This is a genomic window from Myxococcus sp. CA033 (assembly GCF_013336625.1).
In the GTDB taxonomy this organism is placed as follows: domain Bacteria; phylum Myxococcota; class Myxococcia; order Myxococcales; family Myxococcaceae; genus Myxococcus; species Myxococcus llanfairpwllgwyngyllgogerychwyrndrobwllllantysiliogogogochensis.
The window spans coordinates 792,677-812,226 of sequence record NZ_JABUMU010000002.1; the positions used below are offsets into that span (position 1 = coordinate 792,677).

At 70.1% G+C, this 19,550-nt stretch carries 17 protein-coding genes; 9 read left to right on the plus strand and 8 right to left on the minus strand.

Annotation, left to right across the window (positions count from 1 at the left end; genetic code table 11):
• Window positions 1-27 precede the first annotated feature (27 nt).
• The 3 genes from mtgA to HUA78_RS47475 all read right to left on the minus strand — a co-directional run bounded on the left by mtgA (window position 28) and on the right by HUA78_RS47475 (window position 3,934).
• A complete protein-coding gene (gene mtgA, locus HUA78_RS09055) occupies window positions 28-969 on the minus strand; it encodes a monofunctional biosynthetic peptidoglycan transglycosylase (RefSeq protein ID WP_174476078.1) in 942 nt (313 codons plus the stop codon).
• A 69-nt stretch (window positions 970-1,038) separates the two neighbouring features.
• Window positions 1,039-1,701 (minus strand): NlpC/P60 family protein, encoded by a 663-nt coding sequence (locus tag HUA78_RS09060; protein WP_174454032.1) that lies wholly within the window; start codon window positions 1,699-1,701, stop codon window positions 1,039-1,041.
• A 163-nt stretch (window positions 1,702-1,864) separates the two neighbouring features.
• Complete coding sequence (locus HUA78_RS47475) at window positions 1,865-3,934, minus strand: MASE1 domain-containing protein (RefSeq protein ID WP_174476079.1); 2,070 nt, start codon at window positions 3,932-3,934, stop codon at window positions 1,865-1,867.
• A gap of 144 nt (window positions 3,935-4,078) precedes the next feature.
• Between HUA78_RS47475 and HUA78_RS09070 the strand changes: the two genes are divergently transcribed.
• The 3 genes from HUA78_RS09070 (at window position 4,079) to HUA78_RS09080 (ending at window position 8,657) form a co-directional block, all read left to right on the plus strand.
• Window positions 4,079-4,618 carry a hypothetical protein gene (locus HUA78_RS09070; RefSeq protein WP_174476080.1) on the plus strand — a complete coding sequence of 180 codons (540 nt, stop codon included), beginning with the start codon at window positions 4,079-4,081 and terminating at the stop codon, window positions 4,616-4,618.
• Between the two features lie 103 nt (window positions 4,619-4,721).
• On the plus strand, window positions 4,722-7,274 hold the full coding sequence (locus tag HUA78_RS09075; protein WP_141642133.1) for a M1 family metallopeptidase: 2,553 nt from the start codon (window positions 4,722-4,724) through the stop codon (window positions 7,272-7,274).
• Between the two features lie 24 nt (window positions 7,275-7,298).
• Window positions 7,299-8,657, plus strand: a complete 1,359-nt coding sequence (locus HUA78_RS09080; RefSeq protein WP_141642134.1) for a phosphoenolpyruvate kinase — start codon at window positions 7,299-7,301, stop codon at window positions 8,655-8,657.
• Between the two features lie 30 nt (window positions 8,658-8,687).
• Here HUA78_RS09080 and HUA78_RS09085 read toward each other — a convergent pair whose 3' ends face one another.
• The 5 genes from HUA78_RS09085 to HUA78_RS09105 form a co-directional block, all read right to left on the minus strand.
• Window positions 8,688-9,731 carry a hypothetical protein gene (locus HUA78_RS09085; RefSeq protein WP_217442389.1) on the minus strand — a complete coding sequence of 348 codons (1,044 nt, stop codon included), beginning with the start codon at window positions 9,729-9,731 and terminating at the stop codon, window positions 8,688-8,690.
• A gap of 83 nt (window positions 9,732-9,814) precedes the next feature.
• Window positions 9,815-10,882, minus strand: coding sequence for a DUF2804 domain-containing protein (locus HUA78_RS09090; RefSeq protein ID WP_174454026.1), 1,068 nt, complete (start codon window positions 10,880-10,882; stop codon window positions 9,815-9,817).
• A gap of 95 nt (window positions 10,883-10,977) precedes the next feature.
• Window positions 10,978-12,147, minus strand: coding sequence for an ABC transporter permease (locus HUA78_RS09095; RefSeq protein WP_174454025.1), 1,170 nt, complete (start codon window positions 12,145-12,147; stop codon window positions 10,978-10,980).
• A complete protein-coding gene (locus HUA78_RS09100; protein WP_174454024.1) occupies window positions 12,144-12,878 on the minus strand; it encodes an ATP-binding cassette domain-containing protein in 735 nt (244 codons plus the stop codon). The genes HUA78_RS09095 and HUA78_RS09100 overlap by 4 nt, the downstream gene beginning before the upstream one ends.
• A 13-nt stretch (window positions 12,879-12,891) precedes the next feature.
• On the minus strand, window positions 12,892-14,337 hold the full coding sequence (locus HUA78_RS09105) for an alpha/beta hydrolase (protein WP_254623612.1): 1,446 nt from the start codon (window positions 14,335-14,337) through the stop codon (window positions 12,892-12,894).
• Window positions 14,338-14,511: 174 nt separating this feature from the next.
• On the opposite strand from HUA78_RS09105, the gene HUA78_RS09110 reads away from it, so the two are divergent.
• From HUA78_RS09110 to HUA78_RS09135, 6 genes are all read left to right on the plus strand, one after another.
• The gene (locus HUA78_RS09110; protein WP_141642143.1) at window positions 14,512-15,354 is read left to right on the plus strand and encodes an LEA type 2 family protein; all 843 of its coding nucleotides are present in this window, start codon (window positions 14,512-14,514) and stop codon (window positions 15,352-15,354) included.
• Between the two features lie 94 nt (window positions 15,355-15,448).
• Window positions 15,449-15,841 (plus strand): aspartate 1-decarboxylase, encoded by a 393-nt coding sequence (gene panD, locus HUA78_RS09115; protein ID WP_141642144.1) that lies wholly within the window; start codon window positions 15,449-15,451, stop codon window positions 15,839-15,841.
• Between the two features lie 102 nt (window positions 15,842-15,943).
• Window positions 15,944-16,387, plus strand: a complete 444-nt coding sequence (locus HUA78_RS09120) for a hypothetical protein (protein ID WP_141642145.1) — start codon at window positions 15,944-15,946, stop codon at window positions 16,385-16,387.
• Window positions 16,388-16,425: 38 nt separating this feature from the next.
• Window positions 16,426-17,055, plus strand: coding sequence for an EcsC family protein (locus HUA78_RS09125; RefSeq protein ID WP_174454022.1), 630 nt, complete (start codon window positions 16,426-16,428; stop codon window positions 17,053-17,055).
• A 188-nt stretch (window positions 17,056-17,243) separates the two neighbouring features.
• Entirely contained in the window at window positions 17,244-17,813 is a 570-nt protein-coding gene (locus tag HUA78_RS09130) for a MarR family winged helix-turn-helix transcriptional regulator (RefSeq protein ID WP_141642147.1), read from the plus strand.
• Window positions 17,814-17,882: 69 nt separating this feature from the next.
• Entirely contained in the window at window positions 17,883-19,334 is a 1,452-nt protein-coding gene (locus HUA78_RS09135; RefSeq protein ID WP_174476082.1) for a sulfatase-like hydrolase/transferase, read from the plus strand.
• Window positions 19,335-19,550 lie beyond the last annotated feature (216 nt).

The following is a 19,550-nucleotide window of genomic DNA, read 5'->3' on the forward strand; positions in this document are numbered from 1 at the left end:
CCGAGCACGGCGCGGAAGGGACGAGCCTCAGGCGTCGTCGTCCGCGCCCTCATCCGCTCCACCACTGTCCGCGGCGGGTGTCCGACCCAGCAACCGGTCGATGTCCGCGCGGGCGGTGGTCGCCTCAGCGCCGCTGATTCGCCCCACGGACGAGAGCTGGTCGACAATCCAGTGAGAGCGCTTCCACAGCGCTCGAGAGCCCGACGACGGCGAGCGCTTGCGGGGCGCTGGCAGCATCGCGGCGAGGATGGCGCCCTGGGCCACGGAGAGCTGCGCGGCGGACACGCCGAAGTGCTCTCGCGCACCGGCTTCGATGCCGTAGACGCCGTTCCCCCACTCCACGACGTTGAGGTACAGCGCGAGGATGCGCTTCTTCGTGAGCGCTTCCTCCAGGCGATGGGCCAGCACCAGCTCCTTCGCCTTGCGGAACAGGCTCCGGTCCGTGGACAGCCAGAGGTTCTTCGCCAGTTGCTGGGTGATGGTGGACGCGCCGCGACCGAGCTGACGTTTCGCCCAGGCCTCCTCCAGCGCCTTGCGCACCTCCGTCGTGTCCAGTCCCTCGTGTCCGTAGAAGCCCGCGTCCTCGGACACCAGGACCGCGGCTATCGCGTGCTTCGAGATGGACGTCAGCGACACCCACTGATGGCGGCGGCGGACCTTCTTCCCCGCCTCCCGAGCCTCCTCGGCGCGCCGGTCCATCAGGGCCGTCGACTTCGGGTTCTCCCGCACCAGCGGCTCCGCCTCGGGGAGCGTGACGTACTCGTACACCCCGAAGCCAAGCAGCAACACCGTCACCCCGAGCAGGGCCTTGAGCCGCCAGGACTTGCGGCCCGGTGTCGGCGCGGGGCGAGCGACGGTGTGCGCCGGAGGAACGACAGCCACCAGCGATTCAGGCCTGGGGCCTTCCGTCACCGCCTCGGTGTGCTCCGAGGGCCCAGGCCCTTCCGGTCGTCCATCGGTGGTCGACATCAGCGCCGTGCATACCGCCTCCGGCCTCCGACGTCACGCCCCCGACGGAGCCACGAGCGCGCGCGGCCTTCAGCGGCGAGCGCGCGACACGGTGACAGGCTCCACCTTCCAGCGCTCATCGACGGAGGCGAAGCCGGCCACCAGCTCACCGGCCAGGTAGCCTCGGTTGCGCTTGTCGCGGCGGCGGAGCCAGTCATTGAGGACGCGGCCCTTCTCGTCCTTCCTCGCCTCGGGGCGCGCCAGGTTGAAGCGGCTGCGTTTCACCCCGCCGCCCGCGCGGTGGACGAACGTCACGGTGCCGTCGGTGCTCACCCGCTCGACGATGCCGATGTGCGTGAGGCCGTCGTTGAGCCGCCCATCCTTGTTGCGGTCGATGGTCTCCCGGAAGAACACCAGGTCCCCGGCGTTCGGCGCCTCGCGCAGCGCGCCCAGGGTGCCCGCCTTCCGGTAGATGGCTTTCACCCCGTTCTCACCAGGCAGGGTCAGCTCCGGCATCAGGCTGAGTCCGGGCTTGCGGTACGCCAGCTGCGTCAGGCCCGAGCAGTCGTCGTTCACCGCCGTGCTCACCGTCGACAGCGAGCCCAGCCCCACCCACGCCTTCGCGCGCCAGAGGGCCCGGTCGGACAGGGTGACCTTGGCGGCCCGCTTCGGCGGAGTGCGCCTCGCGGCCTCGGCCGTCCCGCCCCACAACACCAACCCCACCAGCGCCCCCAGCCACACTCCACGGTGCATACCCGCACACCACAGCAATGGACGTGCCTTGCCTCGAGCCCCCGCCAGACGTTGGCTCGCGAACATCCACCCCAGACGCGCCATCCCTCCCCCTGGCGAATCCCTTTCCCACCCTGAGCCGTGAAGTCGCTCCACAGGCGCCTCCGGCACCCAGCGACTCGCCTCAGGCGCCCGCGCGGGGCTGCCGCGCCGGGTCTTCGTTCAGGAGCGGAAGCGACGGCTCCACCGGCAGCTCCAGCACGAAGGAAGCGCCCGCCCCCCGGGTGCTGCTGACCTGGACGGAGCCACCATGTGCCTCCGCGATGCGGCGCGTGAGGTACAGCCCCATGCCCAGGCCTCCGTACTCCTGCGTGGAGACCGCCCGTTCGAAGGGGCCGAAGATGCGCTCCACCGCTTCGGGAGGAACGCCAATGCCCCGGTCCGTGACGACGAGCCGGGCGCGGCCTCCCACCTGACTCAGCGACACGTCCACCTCTCCCCCCGCGCCGAACTTGATGGCGTTGGACACCAGGTTGGAGAGGGCCTGCTCCACGCGCCCCGGGTCCAACCACCCGCGCACCCGCTGGGCCGTGGCCGTCAGTCGCAGCGGTGTCCCGGCGCGCGTCGCCTCTTCCATGGAGCGCTCCAGCACGTCTTCCACCAGCGCGGTGAGGTCCACCCACTCGCGCCGCAACTCCAGCCCGCCCGCCTTGAACAAGCCGACGTCCAACACGTTCTCCACCAGGCGAGTCAACCGTCGCGACTGTCGGGCGATGGCCTCCAGTCGCTCCAGCAGGAAGCCGTTCTCGGTGCCTCCGCGCAGCAGCGCCATCAACCCCTGCACCCGCAGGGTGAGCGTGGCCAGCGGCGTGCGCAGCTCGTGCGCCGCCACGGCGATGAAGTCCTCACGCACGGCGACGGCCTCACGGGCCTCCTCCAGCAGCCGCGCGTTCTCCAGCGCCATCGCGCACCTGCGCGCAACGTCGTCCGCCAGCACGTGCTCCCGTCTGCGTCGCCCTGTCCCCTCCAAATCCATCGCCACCGCCAGCGCGCCCACCACCTGTCCGCGCACTCGCAGCGGCACCAGCACCCCCGAGCCCTCCGGACCCGTCCAGTCGCTTGCCTGCGCTGGCAACGGAGGAAACCGTCCTCGCAGCCCCACTTCGCGCGCGGGCGTCCAGCCCGCCGCCGCCACCCGCTCCACCACTCCGTCGGCGTTCTGCAACCAGATGGCGACACCTGTCGCGAGCTCGGGCACGAGCAGCCGCGCCACCCGAGGCAGCGTGACGCTCCATTCAGGGGACTCGGCGAGCACCCCGCCCACGGTGGCCAGCACGCGCTGCGCCGCCTCCGCGCGCCGCCGCTCCGCCACCACGGCCGCCACCGTCAGCGCCGTCAGGCTGAGCACGGACATGAACACCTGCACGGACAGGACGCGCTCCGACGCGGACACGGACAGCGCCCCGAAGGGCCCTATGTCCAGGCGCGTGTACTCCACCGCCACCGCGCTCATCACCGCGGACGCGCTCGCCGCCCCCCGAGGCCCCAGCCGCAGCGCCGCGGCGATGACCAGGGGAAACGCCGCGTAGGGCAGCGTGGTGGAGAGCGCCGCTGACCCCGTCGTGTCCTCGACACTGAAGACCAGGACGCCGACGAGCGCCACCACCGCTATCATGAAGACGGACTCCACCAGTCGCCTCGGCGGAGAGGTCGCGCGCGCCACGGGCCACCACGTCAGCAGCAGCGGCGCGACGAGCACCGTGCCCAACGCGTCACTGAGCCACCAGACAATCCATTCGCTCGCGAACGACGCGGAGCCCAACCACCTCGTCGCGCCGAGCGCGCCCAGCGTGGCGCTCGGCAGCGCCCCCACCACCGCCCCGAGCACCAGCAGCCCCGTGACGTCTCGCACGCGATGGAAGCGGACGATTCCACCCAGCAAGCGACGCATCAGCGCCGCCCCCAGCCAGGTGCGCAGCACATTGCCCAGCCCCCACGTCGCGGCAAGCCCCCAGGGCAGGCCCTGGGACAGCACCGAGCCCAGCTCCGCGGCGAACACGGCGGCCAGCAGGGCGGGCCACATGCGCGTGGGCGAGCGCAAGAGGAACGCCAGCGTCAGCCCCGCGGGCAGCCAGAGGATGGCGCTGCTCAGGGGCGGAAACACGAAGTGGGAGCTGACGACCTTCAGGACCTCGAAGGACACCGCGAGCAGTATCGCTCGCTCCCAGGCGGCGCGCCCCAGCGTGAGTGCCATTCCGACCCCCATCGCAAGGTAAACAGCCAGGGCGAGGAAGCGCGGCCGGGCCGACGGAGCAGGAGGGCCCCCGTTCGCCCAGGCCGGCCTGGAGTCGGAGGCAGGCACTCACGCGCCGTGCTCGCTAGAGTGCCGCCGCCCCCCGTGCCCTTCGCCTACTACGAGAGCCTCAGTCCCGAGCAGCGACGCACCTATCGGATGAGCGATGGAGTGACGGCCCTCCGGGTGAGGGAGCCCACGGCCCTGCATCCCCTGGTGGACGAGGTCCGGGAGGCGCTGGCCACGGGTGAACGCGGCCCGCTGGAGCGCGCCACGGCGGGGCTGGGCAAGGCGCTGTGCGAGCGGCTGGATGTCCCCAGCGTCCGGGTGGAGGTGCTGGACGTGCGCCCCTCGTCCGAGGAGGGCGAGCTGCACGGCCTCTACACCTGGGAGCCGGGACGCCGGCCGCGACTCCAGGTCTGGATGCGCACCGCGAAGCAGGCGCGCGTGGTGGCCTTCCGCACGTACCTGCGCACCTTCCTCCACGAGCTGTGTCACCACCTGGACTTCCTGCTGCTGGAGCTGCCCCACTCGTTCCACACGGACGGCTTCTTCCAGCGGGAGTCTAGCCTCTTCCAGCAGCTCGTCCCGGGCCGTGGCCCTCGCGGACGGAAGGCGGGCCCGGACGGGGAGCCGGGGCGGTAAGGGTGTGGCGGACGACACCCCACCCGGCGGACGACAGGTTTCTTGCACCCGCGTGACAGAAGTGGGAACGCGCGCCGCGAGCGAGGCTAGATTCCGCCTCCCTATGGCGCATCCGACCGAAGACAAGAACTTCCGGCTCCCCACCGCCGTTCGCCCCCACCGCTACGCGGCCACGCTGACCCTGGACCTGGACGCGAAGTCCTTCTCCGGACAGCAGACCATCGAGGTGGAGCTGGCCGAGCCCACGCGCGAAATCATCCTCCACGCCATCGCCCTGAAGCTGGGCGAGGTGTCCTTCCGCTCGGGCAACGCGCGGCACCAGCCCACGTCCATCCGGCCCGTGGAGGTGAGCGAGACGGTGGTGTTGAGCTTCGACGCGCCGCTGCCCAAGGGGCCCGCCACGCTGGAGCTCGGGTGGACGGGGTCCTTCACCGACGGCCTGCGCGGCCTGTACCTGGCGGGCAAGGTGGCCGCCACCCAGTTCGAGGCCGCCGACGCGCGCCGCGTCTTCCCCTGTTTCGACGAGCCCGCCTTCAAGGCGAAATGGTCGCTCAGCGTGCGCGTGCCCGAAGGGCTCGCCGTGCTGGGCAACGGCCCCATCGTCAAGGAGGAGAAGGACGGCGCGCTGACAAAGGTGACGTTCCAGGAGACGGAGGTGCTCAGCAGCTACCTCGTCGCGCTGGTGGTGGGCCCGCTGGTGGGCACGCCGGCGCAGCTGGTGGGGGGCGTGCCGGTGCGCACCTGGTCGCTGAAGGAGAAGGAGCACCTGACGCGCTTTGGCCAGGACGTGGCGCTGGCGGTGCTGCCCCTGCTCCAGGACTACTTCGGCCTGCCGTATGCCTTCACCAAGCTGGACCAGGTGGGCATCCCGGACTTCGAGGCGGGCGCGATGGAGAACGCCGGCCTGATTACCTACCGCGAGGTCACCCTGCTGCTGGACCCGGCCACCGCGCCCCTGTCGGTGCAGAAGCGCGTGGCGGAAGTCGTGACGCACGAGCTGGCGCACCAGTGGTTCGGCAACTGGGTCACCATGGTGTGGTGGGACGACCTCTGGCTCAACGAGGCGTTCGCCACGTGGATGGCCTTCAAGATTGTCGACCAGTGGCGCCCCGAGTGGCGCATGTGGCTGGACTTCGACTCGCACCGCACCAGCGCGCTGTACCTGGACGCACTCAAGTCGACGCACCCCATCCACGGCGAGGTGCGCAACGCGGGCGAGGCCGGTGAGAGCTTCGACGCGATTACGTACGAGAAGGGCGGCGCGGTGCTGCGGATGATTGAGGGCTTCCTCGGGGAAGGCCCCTTCCGCGATGGCATCCGCCTGTACATGCGCAAGCACGCGCGCGCCAACGCGGTGAAGGAAGACCTGTGGAACGCGCTGGGCGCCGCCGCGAAGCAGCCGGTGGAGGAGCTGGCCACCGCGTGGGTGGGCCAGAGCGGCTTCCCTCTGGTGACGGCGCATGTGGAGGGACGCGAGGTGGCGCTGTCGCAGCAGCGCTTCTATTCGGAGCCGGGCGTGGAGAGCGGCGAGAAGTGGCCAGTGCCCATGGTGCTGCGCTACGAGGACGCCTCCGGCGTGCGGGAGCAGCGCGTGCTGTTCCGTGACAAGCAGGCCACCGTGAAGCTGGAGGGCACGGGCGCGGTGAAGTGGCTGTGCGCCAACGCGGGCTCCACCGGCTTCTACCGCATGGCCTACGACAAGGCGTCGCTCGCGGCCCTGGCGTCGAACCTCCAGGTTCTGGCGCCCTCGGAGCGCATCGCCTTGCTGGAGGACCAGTGGGCGCTGGTGCGCTCGGGCCGGGGCTCGGTGGCGGACCTGTTGGACCTGGCGGCGCGGTTCGGGAACGAGGAGGACGACTCCGTCCTGGACGAGCTGGTGGGCAGGCTCGCGTACGTGGAGAACCGGCTGGTGGATGGCGAGGACCAGGCGCGCGTGCGTGCGTGGGTGGAGAAGCTGTTGAGCCCGGGGCTCAAGAAGCTGGGCTGGCAGGCGGCATCCGGTGAGTCGGACCGGGTGAAGCTGCGCCGCTCCGCGCTGGTGCGCGCGGTGGGAGGCCTGGCTCGCAGCCCGGAGGCGCTCGCGGAGGCCCGCCCGCGCGTGGCGCGCATGCTCCAGGGAGAGCGTGACGCGTTGGAGCCCAACCTGCTCGACGTGGCGGTGGCCATGGTGGCGCGCGCGGGAGACTCGGCCCTCTTCGACACGTTCCTCCAGAAGGTGCCGAAGGAGCCGGACCCGGCCACGCAGCGCCGCTACCTGATGGCGCTCACCGCCTTCGAGGACCCGGCGCTGGCCGAGCGCGCGCAGGGGCTGCTCTTCTCGGAGACGGTGAAGACGCAGGACGTGGCCAGCTTCGTGACGGGGCTTTTGGCCAACCGCACCGGCCGCGACGCGTGGTGGGCGCAGATGCGCAAGCAGTGGAAGGACGTCGTCGCGCGCACGGGCGGCGCGCCCATGCTGGTGCGGCGCATCGTGGAATCGCTGGGCATGCTGCGCACGCGCGAGCACCTGGAGGCGGTGAAGGCGCTGCTGCGAGACAACCCGGTGAGCGACGCGAACCAGGCCACCGCGCAGACGCTGGAGCGGCTGTCGCAGGACGTGGAGCTGCGCGAGCGCTGCGGCCCGGAGGTCTCCGCGTGGCTGAAGCGCCAGCCCTGACGCACCCCTCTTGAGAGGCTCCCGATGAAGACCACCCTGACGCCCGCAAGCCTCTCCAGCGCGCGCGAGTCCCTCCGGCGGGCCAACGCCGAGCTCGCGCGCGAGTACCCGGGGGAGTCCCCCCGTCGCCAGCCGGTGCACGTCGTGTACGGCGGCGCCCACCTCTTCCGCGCGGAAGCGGCGCGGAAGCTGGGGGACCTCGCCCTGGGGGCCATGAAGACCTACGCGCCGGACGCGGCGGAGCTGGCCCACGGCTTGGGCCTGCCCCAGCGCGGGCGCTTCGCCCAGCGCGTCTATGAGCGCGTGCTGGACAAGCTCGGAAGCGAGCCGGTGGAGGACTACCGCATCGACTTCGAGGACGGCTATGGCCACCGTCCCGACGAGGAGGAGGACTCGCACGCCGTCGCCGCCGCCCAGGAGATGGCGCGGGGACTGGCCCAGGGCTCGCTGCCGCCGTACGTGGGCATCCGGGTGAAGTCCTTCACCGAGGAGCTGTTCGAGCGGGCCTCTCGCACCCTGGACCTCTTCGTCACCACGCTCCTGGAGCACAGCGGCGGAAAGCTGCCGCCGTCGTTCGTCGTCACCCTGCCCAAGGTCTCCGTGCCCGAGCAGGTGGCGGCGCTCGCCCGCATCCTGGAAGTGCTGGAGACGGAGCACGGCCTGACGCGCGGCGCGCTCGGGCTGGAGCTGATGGTGGAGACGCCCCAGGCCCTCTTCAACAAAGAGGGGAGCCTGCACCTGCCCGCGTTGGTGGCCGCGGGCGAGGGGCGCTGCTCCAGCGTGCACCTGGGGCTGTATGACTACACCGCCGCGCTCAGCGTCAGCGCCCACGTGCAGAGCATGCTGCACCCCGCCTGCGACTTCCTGCGGGATTTGGTGCAGGTCTGCCTCGCGGGCACCGGCATCCAGCTGGCCGACGGCGCGACGAACGTGATGCCCGTGCCGCCGAACAAGAAGCAGGGCGACCTGCCGCTGCTGCCCACGCAGCTGCGCGAGAACAGCGAGGCGGTGCAGCGGGTGTGGCAGCTGTCCTATCGCCACATCCGTCACTCGCTGGAGCGCGGGTGGTATCAGGGCTGGGACTTGCACCCCGCGCAGCTGCCCGTGCGCTACGCGGCCGTGTATGCCTTCTTCCTGGAGGGCCTGGACACCGCCACCCGGCGCCTCAAGGCCTTCATGGAGAAGGCGGCCCAGGCGACGCTGGTGGGTGACGTGTTCGACGACGCGGCGACGGGCCAGGGTCTGCTCAACTTCTTCCTCCGGGGCCTGAGCTGCGGCGCGCTCAGCCAGGACGAAGCGCTGGCCACCGGCCTCACGCTGGAGGAGCTGCGAAGCCGCTCCTTCCGCGCCATCGTCGAGTCACGTCGCGCCCGAGTCTCGTAGCCGGGCGAGCCCCTTTTCCGCCGAGGCGACTCAGCTCTCGGCGGAACCCGGGCCCGGCGGCGCATCCTCGCCCCCCGGAGGTGCGTCGCCTGCTCCGCTGCTCGCCGCGCGGTGCGCGCGCACCAGGGCCACGTCGATGGCCACCGCGCCGAGCAGGAAGAGGAGCGGGCCCGCGTGCAATCCCAGACCGAGCAGTCCCCACAGGGTGACGACGCCGGCCAGGAGGTACGGGAGCATGGGCGGCACGGCGTCACGGGCGCGCGGCACGGCGGCCAGCAGCCCCAGGGACATGAGGGCCAGGACGACGAGCGGCGCACCGGGCCGGGCGCGTCCCGACTTCGCGAAGAAGGAGGACGTGTTGGTGAGGCCGGGCTTCCACGTGTACCTGCTGTCCGTATACGTGTGGCCCGTGGAGCGGCCGGTGTTGTCCACCTCGTACACGAGCTTGTCGTCGTAGCCGTAGCCGCCCAGGGACGTGGACGAGCGCATCCCCGTGCCCCAGGAGAACAGCAGCGACACCGCGCACACGGCGGCGCCCGCGCACACCCAGCGCTTCAGTCGCGAGGCCTCGGGTGAAGGCCGCAGCTCGGGTGCCGAGGCGGAGGACGCCTGGAACACGCGCCACTGCACATACCCCAGCACGACGGCGGCACCCACCCAGACGAGCGGCACCAGTCCGAAGCCCAAGGACAGGAACGCGAAGGTGACGGCCAGCGCGGTGAAGAGCGGCAGGAAGGCGGCGTGCGAGGCCACCTGGGCGAGCTTCTCCAGGGGCGGGGGAACGGGGCGGCCCGCGGCGCTCCACTCACGGGCACCGAGCAGGATGCTGCCCGCGAGCATCGTCACGGACCAAGGCAGACCGATGCTCCCGCCGATGATGGGGAGCCCCGGCAGGAGCACGGCGGCGGCGACCAGCCCCGAGCCGAGCAACGGAAGCGAGCCGCCCGGCAGCCGCTCACGCAGACGAGGGTCCTCCAGAATCGACTGCACGGCGCGGCCCGCGGACTCGGCGGTGCGCCGGGCGGACTCGGCGGTGTCCTCGGAGAACAGCGGCTTGTCGAAGGAAGGCTTCACGTCCCGGCCACAGTGGGGACACGCGGCGATGCGCGCTTCGGGAAGTGGCTGACCGCAGTGCGGGCAGGACATGGGGGACACGTTCACCACAGCATGTCCTGGTCCTCGGTGACGCCGGGGACGTTGGAGAGCTGGAGCGTCTGGCCGCCCACCGTCACCGTGCCCTCGAAGAAGCCCACGGGCTGGGCGAAGTGGCTGATGATGAGGCGCAGGTTGCGCTCCTCGCGGTGGACGTAGAAGGGCTGGAAGCGCAGGTCCACCGCGCCGTCCACCGTCGTCAGCCGCCACGGCGCGAGCAGGTCCTTCGTGTCGTATTCGAAGCGCGCGCGGGCCAGCGGGTACAGCCGGTCTCCCAGCCACAGCGCGTTCTCATTGGCCTCGGTGTTGCTCTCGTTGAAGCCCTCGACGAGGTTGAGGCCCACGGGCGTGCCATCCGCCAGCCGGCCCGCGGCGAAGGCCCAGCGCCACGCCGTATGCCGCGCCAGGTAGCCCTGCGTGTAGTCGATGCCGCCCACGCCCCCGTCCAGCCGGAAGCGCTTGCCGCCCGCCTCCAGGCTGCCAAAGGACAACAGGCCGTTGCGCTTCATCGTGACATTCACCAGCCCGTCACCCTGCACGGGCGCAATCACCGTCAGCGCGGGAGGGCCACCCGCGACGAGCAGTTCGCCTGCCCACTGGAAGGTGTTGAGGCTGCCGGTGCGCACGCGGCTGACGTCCACCTCCACCTGGTAGCGCTCGTCCGTCTCGCCCCGGCGGATGGCCAGCTTGCCGCCCAGCGTCCTGAAGGAAGCGGACAGTCCCGCGCCGGGCTTGTCGCCCAGCGACAGCATGGGGCCCGGCGCGCCCAGGAAGCTCACGTCACACAAGGGCTTGCGCGCGGCCAGGTCGAGCGCCACCGCGAAGGCACTGGACGAGTAGCCCAGGTCCACCACCGCGAAGAGCGCGGCCACCTCCTGCGTCGCCACGAAGGTGTAGTGCCACCGCTTGCGCTTGAGCAGCCGGGTGGCGCGGGCCGGAGCCCACCGTCCCAGCAGCTTGGGCAGGTCCACTTCGGGCAGCTCACCCTGGTATGTGCCAAATCGGGGCTCACCTTGCGAGGTGGCCACGGAGGCCGGCGCCAGGGGCAGGAGGGCTTCTCTCTCGGGCGTCATCCGCGCCCATTGGAAGCCAACCGCCGGCCGAAGTCACCCAGGCTCGACGACCCGAGGCGCCAACCGACGCCTCGGCGACACTGTCGGTGGGCCTCTCAGCTCCGGCCGAAGACGATGCGCTCCTGGGAGAGCAGCCCCGTGGTGACACGCAGGGACACCAGCGTCACCACGACACAGGAAGCCGCGGCGATGAGGAAGGGCAGTGGCCCCAGCACCTCGCCGCGCAGGACCTCGCTCGCCAGCAACTGCTGGCCCACCACAGGGACGGCGAACATCCACAACTTCGTCTGCATGGGCGACAGCATCAACATCATGCCCGGCAACATGGGCACCACCATCAACATGGACTGGTACATCTGTGCTTCCTTGAAGGAGCGCGCATAGGTGGCCACCCACATCTGCAGGGCGGAGACGGCCAGCGCCAGTGGCAGCATGGCCGCGGCCATGCCCAGGGTGGCGGGGGCGTCGAAGTTGGCCCTCACGCCCAGGTCCTCCAGCGGGACATGGCGCACCACCACGATAAAGCACGCCAGCGACGCCACCACGGTGACCCCCGCCATGGCGACGGTGGCGAGCCACTTGCCAGTGACCAGGGCACCGTGCGGCACGGGGTTGAGCAGCAAGGGCTCCAGCGAGCCCCGCTCGCGCTCACCCGCCATGGTGTCACTCGCCAGCTGCATGCCTCCTCCGAAGGCGGCCATCACCAGGAAGAAGGGCAGCATGTTGAGCACCATGGCGGCGGTGCGCTCCGGCGTGGACAGGTCCAGCTCCTCCACGCGCACCGGCATCGCCAGCTCTGGCGCCATGCCGCGCGCATACAGCCGCTGGTCGCCCACGTGCCGTGAGTACCCCTGCAGCAGCCGCTGCGCCCGCTGCACCGACCGCTGGGCGGACTGGCGCGAGCTGTCCATGATGAGATTCACATCCGCGGTGCGCCCGGAGGAGAAGTCCCGGCCGTAGTCCTGGGGCACCAACAGCACCACGTCCAGCGAGCCCGCGCGGATGCGCTCCTCGTAGTCCTCCGGGGCGTCCTTGAGCGTCACACCCAGGCGACCCAGGAAGGCCATCAGGCTGGGGGCATGCTCGCGACCCACCACGGGCAGCTCCAGGGGCTTGTCCTTCCTCCAGGAGGCCATCACGTTGATCAACACCAGGAAGAGGAGCGGAGCCAGCAACGCCCACAGCAGGGAGGTGGAGGCCGTCCTCCGGTCCCGCAGGTAGTCCCTCAGCTCCTTGCGAAAGACAGTGCCAATCAGGCGCCTCATTGCATCAACCCCTGCTCACTGCCGATGGTCGCGACGAAGGCCTCTTCCAGGCTGTCCTTGCCGGTGCTCGCGCGCAGGGCGTCCGGCGTCCCCTCCGCCACCACGCGGCCATGCGCCACCACGACGATGCGCTCACACAGCGCGGCGACCTCCTGCATGATGTGACTGGAGAAGACGACGCAGCGCCCCTCGTCCTTCAGTCGCCGCAACAGCGTGCGCACCGCGCGGGTGCTCATGACATCCAGGCCGTTGGTCGGCTCGTCCAGCAGCACGTTGCGAGGCCCATGTACCAGCGCACGCGCCAGCGCCACCTTCACCCGCTCGCCCTGGCTGAAGCCCTCCGCGCGCCGGTCCGCGAGTTCCTTCATGTCCAGCAGGTCCACCAGCTCGTCCACGCGCTTGTCCAACGCGGCGCCAGACAGCCCATGCAGCTCGCCGTAGTAGCGCGCGTGCTCGCGGGCGGTGAGGCGCGGATAGAGGCCCCGCGCATCCGGCAGCACCCCCAGCACACGCCGGGCGTCCTCTGGACGGGCCGTCACGTCCACGCCGTCCACCGTCGCGGTGCCCCGGTCCGGGCGCACCAGCGTGTAGAGCATGCGCAGCGTCGTCGTCTTCCCGGCGCCGTTGGGACCCAGGAGGCCGGTAATCATCCCGTCCTCGGCGGTGAAGGACACGTCCTCCACGGCCGTCACCTTCCCGAAGCGCTTGTGCAGGTTCGTGGCTCGTATCATCGACGCTGCGTCCTCAGGGCACGGGGCCGGCGAAAGAGGTGAAGAAGGGGGGCCGCGAGAGACTCCCGCCGCACGAGGGCTTCAGGCCCTCCACGTTGCCCTTGGCCACGAACTCCACCATCAGCGAGCGGGCACAGTCGGCAACCAGCGCGTTGTGGCCCACCCCGGGCACCACGACGTGGAGACCGTTCTTCAACGTGCGCTTCGCCTCCTCCCCCCAGGCAGGCGGCGTCACCGGATCCAGCTCTCCGGACAACAGCAGCGTGGGCACGTCCGACACCACCGCGTCGCGGTAGCCCGAAGGCAGCGTCGCGCGGGGCCAGCCCTCGCACGCGGCCATCATCTCCAGGCCCATCAGCGCGCCGAACCAGGTGCCTTTCGCCTCGCGCTCCACATCCTCCTTGGTGAAGAAGGGCGCGTCCTCCGCGCAGATGACGGCGAACTGGAGTCCCCGGCTCATCGTCCGGTCCAGGGTGTCGCCGCCCCCCAGGCTCAGCGCGACGAAGGGCGCCCAGTCCTCCCGCGTCACCCGGTCCAACATCAGCGGCACCAGCGAGCCTCCCTCCGCGGAGTAGAGCTGCATCAGCAGCGCCCCCAGGAAGGCCTGTTGCGTCAGGACGACGTCCTCCTGCACACCGGTGCGCGGATGCGGCACCCGCACACGCACCGGGGCCTCCGCCAGCTTCGCCAGCAACGCCTCCGTGCGGGCGCGCAGCTTGGGAAAGGTCTTCTCGCAGACCGCGTCCTGCTCGCAGTGGGACAGCAGCAACTCCAGCGCGCGCTGACCGTCGCGCGGCATGTACAGGGGCAGGTACAGCCCCATGGGCGCCACGCCGTCGAGGATGGCCGTGCGCACCCGCTCCGGAAACTGGCGCATGTACACCAGCGCCGCGCGCGTCCCGTAGGAGACGCCCCAGAGGTTGACCTTTTCGTAGCCCAGCGCCGCGCGCACCTCGTCCAGGTCCGCCATCGCGATGGGCGTGGTGTACTGGCGCACGTCCGCCTCCCACCGCTCGCGACACGCGTGGAGGCGTCGCGGAACGTCGCCTTCGTCGAAGAGCGCCGACAGCCCCTCCTCCTTCTGACGGAGCTCGCAGTCGAGCGGGCTCGAGTCGCCCGTGCCCCGCTGGTCCACCAGCACGATGTCGCGGTGGCGGCGGATGCGCTCCACGGCCAACAGCATCTCCGCCGTCCGCGTGGCCGACTGCCCGGGGCCGCCCGCCAGGTACACCAGGGGGTCTGGCTGGGGCTGGGCCGCCAGGGCGGGCACCACGGCGACCCGCAGGGACAGCTTGCGGCCCGACTTCGCCTCGCGGTTCTCGAAGACCTCGTACGTCCCGCATTGGGCCTGGAGCGACAGGCCCTCCAGCCGGCAGGGCTTCAGCTCCAGCTTGCGCCCCTGGGAGGGCGAGCTTCCCTGCGAGCAGGCGGCCAACGCCACCATCGCGAACCCGAGCATCCAGGCGCGCCAGGCTCCACGCCAGACAAGGGAGGGAATGTGGGTCCAGACACCAGGCACAGGCGTCTCCATGTATGGTGCGGCGGCCCCACGCATAGCACCCGTGCTGTTCGCGGTACACCCCTCGCCAACGCCGTGAATGCCCGCCGCGAGGGGCCGTCTGGTGATACGCCCATGCCCACGATGAAACGCGCCGTCCTCGTCCTGGCCGCTCTTGCCCTCACCACGTTCAGCGGCTGCGCCTCTCTGCAGAAGACGCTGAAGGGGGTCTTCAAGAAACCCACCCTCACCTTCAAGACGGCGCGGCTCTCCAGCGCGTCGCTCTCCGACGCCACCGTCGACCTCGTCTACGAGGTGAACAACCCCAACGGCTTCGGACTGGAGCTGGCGAGCATCGACTACTCCTTCTTCGTCGAGGGAAAGCAGGTGGTGGCCGGCAAGCCCAAGAAAGGCCTGGACCTCAAGGCCAACGGCAGGAGCGAGCTGGTCTTCCCCGCCAACGTGAGGTTCGCGGACATCGCCCCCGTCGTCGAAACCTTCCTCAACAAGGACCGCGCCGCCTACAAGGCCCAGGGCAGCGTCGGCGTGCAGACGCCCATCGGCGTGCTGAACTTCCCGCTCGAGAAGGAAGGCACCTTCGACGTGCCCAAGATTCCGCAGGTGTCCTTCCAGCCGCCCCGCATCACCAACATCGGCCTCACCAGCGCCACGGTGGAGTTCCCGCTCTCCATCACCAACCGCAACAGCTTCCCCCTGCCCGTCGCCGGCATCACCGGTGCGCTCAAGGTCGCCGGGGCGGATGTGGGCACGCTGTCCACCGGCAACCTGGGCATGCTCGACGGCAGCGGGACGAAGCAGGTGACGTTGCCGCTCACCATCCACTTCGCGCGGGCGGCCTCCGCGGCCATGGCCCTGCGCTCGGGCGGCAACGCCAAGCTGAGCCTGGATGGCAAGTTGACCTCGGACGCCCAGTCCGTGCCGCTCAACCTGAGCCAGCTCGTCAACATCGTGAAATAACGCCCGTCCGGGCAGCAAGCGGGCGGGAGGCAACCTCGTGGTTGTCCCAGGGCGCCCTTGCCGTTACGGTTGGGCGCCCTTTGGGACACACGCCATGCGCCGCATCCTCTTCAAGTCCAAGATTCACCGCGCGACGGTGACGCAGGCCGACCTGGATTACGAAGGCTCGGTCACCATCGACCAGAACCTGCTCCGCGCGGCGGACATCATCGCCAACGAGAAGGTCGCCATCTGGAACGTCACCCAGGGCACGCGCCTGGAGACGTATGCCCTGGAGGGCGAGCCCGGCAGCGGAGTCATCTGCATCAACGGCGCCGCGGCCCACCTCAACAAGCCGGGGGACCTGGTCATCATCGCCACCTTCGCGGAGGTGGAGGAGTCCGAGGCCCGCGCCTGGAAGCCCACCGTCGTCTTCGTCGATGCGAAGAACCGCATCGTCCCCGGACAGACGGAAGAGATTCCGGGGCCGGCTCGCCGCCTCGCCTGAACCGGCGGTCCAGGCCCTCCGCCGGCTTTCCCCTCCGCGCGCCTTTTGCCATGCTCCGCCCACCTTTAGAGGGGGGCCGATGGCCCCGGAGGAATCACCACGATGAGGCGGATGTGGGTGGGAGCCAGCGTGCTCGCGCTGGGACTCTCCGGTTGTTCCGCAGTGGGCTCTTTCCGGCCCAACCCCAACGATGAGGATCCGCTATACGGAGCCATCCCCGTCGTCAAGGCGCCCCTCCAGGCGCGCTGTGTGGCGCATGGGAAGTCCTCGGTGCGCTCCAGCTGCGACGAGGCGCTCTACCTGGCCACGGAGTACACCCGGCGACTGTCCGTGGGTGACGAAGTCTGCCTGGAGGGTGGCTACGGCGAGGAGCCGGGTTATGCCTGCAAGGCGCGCGCGGCCGTCATCGACACGTCCCCCAACCAGATAAAGCTCGAGGTGCGAGGAGCCAAGCCGGACTCGCGCTGGTTCAACGTGGAGATGCGGCACGCCTGGTACGAAGAAGGCGCGCTGGTGGACCTCTACCTCGCCGAGCGGGGTTATTAGAGGACGCGGGAAACCCACCCCCTGGAGGAGCGTCGACAATGGGCTTCTACGACAGCGTGGCCGAGCGGCTGGCCTTCATGAAGAAGCTGACCCCGGCGGAGCTCAAGAAGCTCGGCTCGGCTCGGCTGTCGGACATCGTCCTCCAGGAGACGAAGCGTGCCCGGGTGCGGGTGGCGGAGCTGGAGAAGCGCTACCCCCGCGCGGAAGTGAAGGAGCTGGCGCAGCGCCTCATTGACGAGAAGAAGAACCTGGCCAGCATGGTGGGCGGAGTCAGCGGCGTCTTCGGACTCATCGCCCTGCCGGCGGACCTGCTGTTCATGGCCTATCTGCAGATCATCCTGCTCACCGACCTGGCCACGCTCTACAAGGTCAACCTCAAGACGGAGCGCGCGCGCGGGGAGATGCTCGACCTGTTCGGCTACGCCAACGGATTGGGGCCCATCCAACGCTCCAGCCCCAAGGTGTTGGGGAAGCTCGCCGCGCTGATGTTGGAGAAGGGCGGCCTGCACACGCTGGGGCGCGCCATGCCGCTGGTGGCCGCGCCGATTACGGCCTACTTCAACAACCAGCACATCCAGCGCGTGGGTGAGCAGGCCGTGCGCTTCTACGAGGGCTTCGACAAGGCCCACGCCAAGGCCAAGGCCCACCGCCCCCAGCAGACGGGCTGACGGCCACACGCGGTGAGGATCCACGGGGGCCTGGTGACGGGCGCCCCGATTAATTCAACGGGTCCGATATGCCCTTTTCACCCCTTCGTTCCCGTTCCCAGGCGGGGCGAAAGCCCCCATCCATGGCGGGCGACCGATGAACCCCCAAGGCCGGACGGGGGCGGCGCCCGAAAGGCGGAGGCACGAAGATGTCCGAGCTTTCGGCGGAAGTGCGTGTGCAGGTGGCGCGGTTGCGGAACCTGGTCATCGACGTGGCGCGCTGCGGCGCCCTCAGCAGCCCTCTGGGCGCCCTGCCTCACCAGGAGCTGGACCCCATGGAGGTACAGGCCATCTGGTGGCTGAAGGCGGAGAGCCTACTGCCCGTCAACGTGCTCGCCGACCGCCTGGGTGGTATCGCCCTGCCCCGTCTGAGCCGGCTGTTGGACCGCCTGGAGGACGCCAAGCTCGTCCAACGTGAGCGCTCGGTGCGGCATGATCGCCGCCGCGTGCGCGTGCGCCTCACCGAGCAGGGCCGCGCCCTGGCGGAGCGCGCGGACACGGTGGTGCAGGAGCGCATGGCGCGCCTCCTGATGCCGCTGGGTGGAGAGCAGCGCAGCGCGCTGATGGACCTGCTCGAGGGCTGGGTGGAAGCGCTGGGCTGCTGGAACCGCGCGGAGGAGATTGCCGCCGAGGAGACCGACGCGGACGGCACGCGCGCCACGCCTCACCCCCGGCTCACCGCCGTGGAGGACGTAGGCGTCACCGCCAACGCGGCCTGACGGTTCGCGTCCCGGCGTGGAGGAACATCGCGGAGTACGCTGGAGGCCCTCGTCGTCCTGGAGTGGCCCATGCGACTCGGCAACGCCTCCACGCCGCCCAACCTGCTCATCATCCTGACGGACCAGCAGCGCCAGTTCCGTCACTGGCCCAAGGGCTGGGCGGAGCAGCACCTGCCCTCGTTCCAGCGCCTCGCGCGCACCGGGCTGAGCTTCGAGCGGGCCTTCACCAACACCTGCATGTGTTCGCCCAGTCGGGCCACGCTGTGGACGAGCCTCTTCCCCGCGCAAACCGGCGTCGTCGACACGGGTGAGCAGTCCCTGCCTCCCGACATCACCACCCTGGCCCAGGTGATGGCGAAGGCGGGCTACCAGGTGGGCTACCGGGGCAAGTGGCACCTGGGCAATCCTCCTCCGACGCACGGCTTCGGGCCCTGGGATGGACCGGACGCGGGCACGTCCCTGCAAGCAGGGAGCACGCAGGGCGCGGGCGGCTACAACAACGACGCGCGCTACCTGGGCACCGTCACCGGCGCCTCGGAGAATCCTCCGGGCACCCCACTCAATGGGCCCAGCATGCTCGACTTCCTCGAGCGCGTGGACCCGAGCGTGCCGTTCTGCCTCGTCGCCTCGTTCGTCAATCCGCATGACGTCTACGTCGCGCCGTTCAACTACGAGGCCGCGGGCTACAACCCCACCGACTGGGAGTCACTGCCCCAGCAGCCCCCGGCGTCGTGGAACGAGGACCTGTCCACGAAGCCCTCGGTGCAGTCCTGGTTCCAGTCGAGCGCGCAGAACTGGAATGTCCCCACCTGGAGCGACGCCGAGCGGACGAGCTACGCGCGCTTCTATGCGTACCTCCAGACGCTCGTCGACCAGGACATCACGACGCTGCTCCAGGCGCTGGAGCGCCGCGGCCTCACCGACAACACCCTCGTCGTCCGACTCGCCGACCACGGGGAGATGGGGCTGTCCCACGGGCTCGTCGAGAAGACCTTCAACGCCTACGACGAAACCATCAACGTCCCGCTCATCATCTCCAACCCCGTGCTGTTCCCCTCGGGCGTGGTGACGAAGGAGCTGGTCAGCCACATCGACCTGCTGCCCACGCTGGCCTCGGTGGCCGGCGTGCTGGGGGACTTCCAGGGCCAGTTCAAGGGCATCGACCTGTCGCCGCTGTTCACCGCGCCCACGACATCCCTCCAGGACTCCATCCACTTCACCTTCGATGACACGGCGCTGGCCCAGGGCATGCCCACGACGACGCCCGGCCACATTCGCGCGCTGCGCACGAAGCAGTGGTTGTACGCCGCGTACTTCACGCAGGACGGCTCCGCTTTCGAGTACGAGCTGTATGACCTGGACGCGGACCCCGATGAGCTGACGAACCTCGCCAACCCTCGGAACATCACCCCGGACAGCAAGCGCCAACTCCTGAAGCTGAATGAGCACCTCATCCGGGTGATGAAGACGAACGGAACCACGCCTCCCGGCTTCACCTGGCCCAAGCAGCCCGTCGTCTGACACGGAAGTGATGTGACTCCGGGCTTCGGATAAGCCCGTCGAGTCGACTCCGGACCGAGCGCTCTTCCTCCGCGGAGAGCGCCCTCCGCCACGCCATCCGCTGTGAGGCCGACGCCGCGACGTGCGCCCGGCCCCCGGACGCACCGCACCGTCCCCATGGGCGCACCCGACCTCGGGAAGGCGCGAGGACCGGCGCGTAAATGCAACTTGATTACT

Excerpts from the sequence above, each read along its gene's own strand:
- mtgA (WP_174476078.1), bottom strand. The coding sequence starts at position 969 with ATGTCGACCACCGATGGACGACCGGAAGGGCCTGGGCCCTCGGAGCAC.
- HUA78_RS09060 (WP_174454032.1), bottom strand. The coding sequence starts at position 1,701 with ATGCACCGTGGAGTGTGGCTGGGGGCGCTGGTGGGGTTGGTGTTGTGG.
- HUA78_RS47475 (WP_174476079.1), bottom strand. The coding sequence starts at position 3,934 with ATGGCACTCACGCTGGGGCGCGCCGCCTGGGAGCGAGCGATACTGCTC.
- HUA78_RS09075 (WP_141642133.1), top strand. The coding sequence starts at position 4,722 with ATGGCGCATCCGACCGAAGACAAGAACTTCCGGCTCCCCACCGCCGTT.
- HUA78_RS09080 (WP_141642134.1), top strand. The coding sequence starts at position 7,299 with ATGAAGACCACCCTGACGCCCGCAAGCCTCTCCAGCGCGCGCGAGTCC.
- HUA78_RS09090 (WP_174454026.1), bottom strand. The coding sequence starts at position 10,882 with ATGACGCCCGAGAGAGAAGCCCTCCTGCCCCTGGCGCCGGCCTCCGTG.
- HUA78_RS09095 (WP_174454025.1), bottom strand. The coding sequence starts at position 12,147 with ATGAGGCGCCTGATTGGCACTGTCTTTCGCAAGGAGCTGAGGGACTAC.
- HUA78_RS09100 (WP_174454024.1), bottom strand. The coding sequence starts at position 12,878 with ATGATACGAGCCACGAACCTGCACAAGCGCTTCGGGAAGGTGACGGCC.
- HUA78_RS09105 (WP_254623612.1), bottom strand. The coding sequence starts at position 14,337 with ATGCTCGGGTTCGCGATGGTGGCGTTGGCCGCCTGCTCGCAGGGAAGC.
- HUA78_RS09110 (WP_141642143.1), top strand. The coding sequence starts at position 14,512 with ATGCCCACGATGAAACGCGCCGTCCTCGTCCTGGCCGCTCTTGCCCTC.
- panD (WP_141642144.1), top strand. The coding sequence starts at position 15,449 with ATGCGCCGCATCCTCTTCAAGTCCAAGATTCACCGCGCGACGGTGACG.
- HUA78_RS09120 (WP_141642145.1), top strand. The coding sequence starts at position 15,944 with ATGAGGCGGATGTGGGTGGGAGCCAGCGTGCTCGCGCTGGGACTCTCC.
- HUA78_RS09125 (WP_174454022.1), top strand. The coding sequence starts at position 16,426 with ATGGGCTTCTACGACAGCGTGGCCGAGCGGCTGGCCTTCATGAAGAAG.
- HUA78_RS09130 (WP_141642147.1), top strand. The coding sequence starts at position 17,244 with ATGTCCGAGCTTTCGGCGGAAGTGCGTGTGCAGGTGGCGCGGTTGCGG.
- HUA78_RS09135 (WP_174476082.1), top strand. The coding sequence starts at position 17,883 with ATGCGACTCGGCAACGCCTCCACGCCGCCCAACCTGCTCATCATCCTG.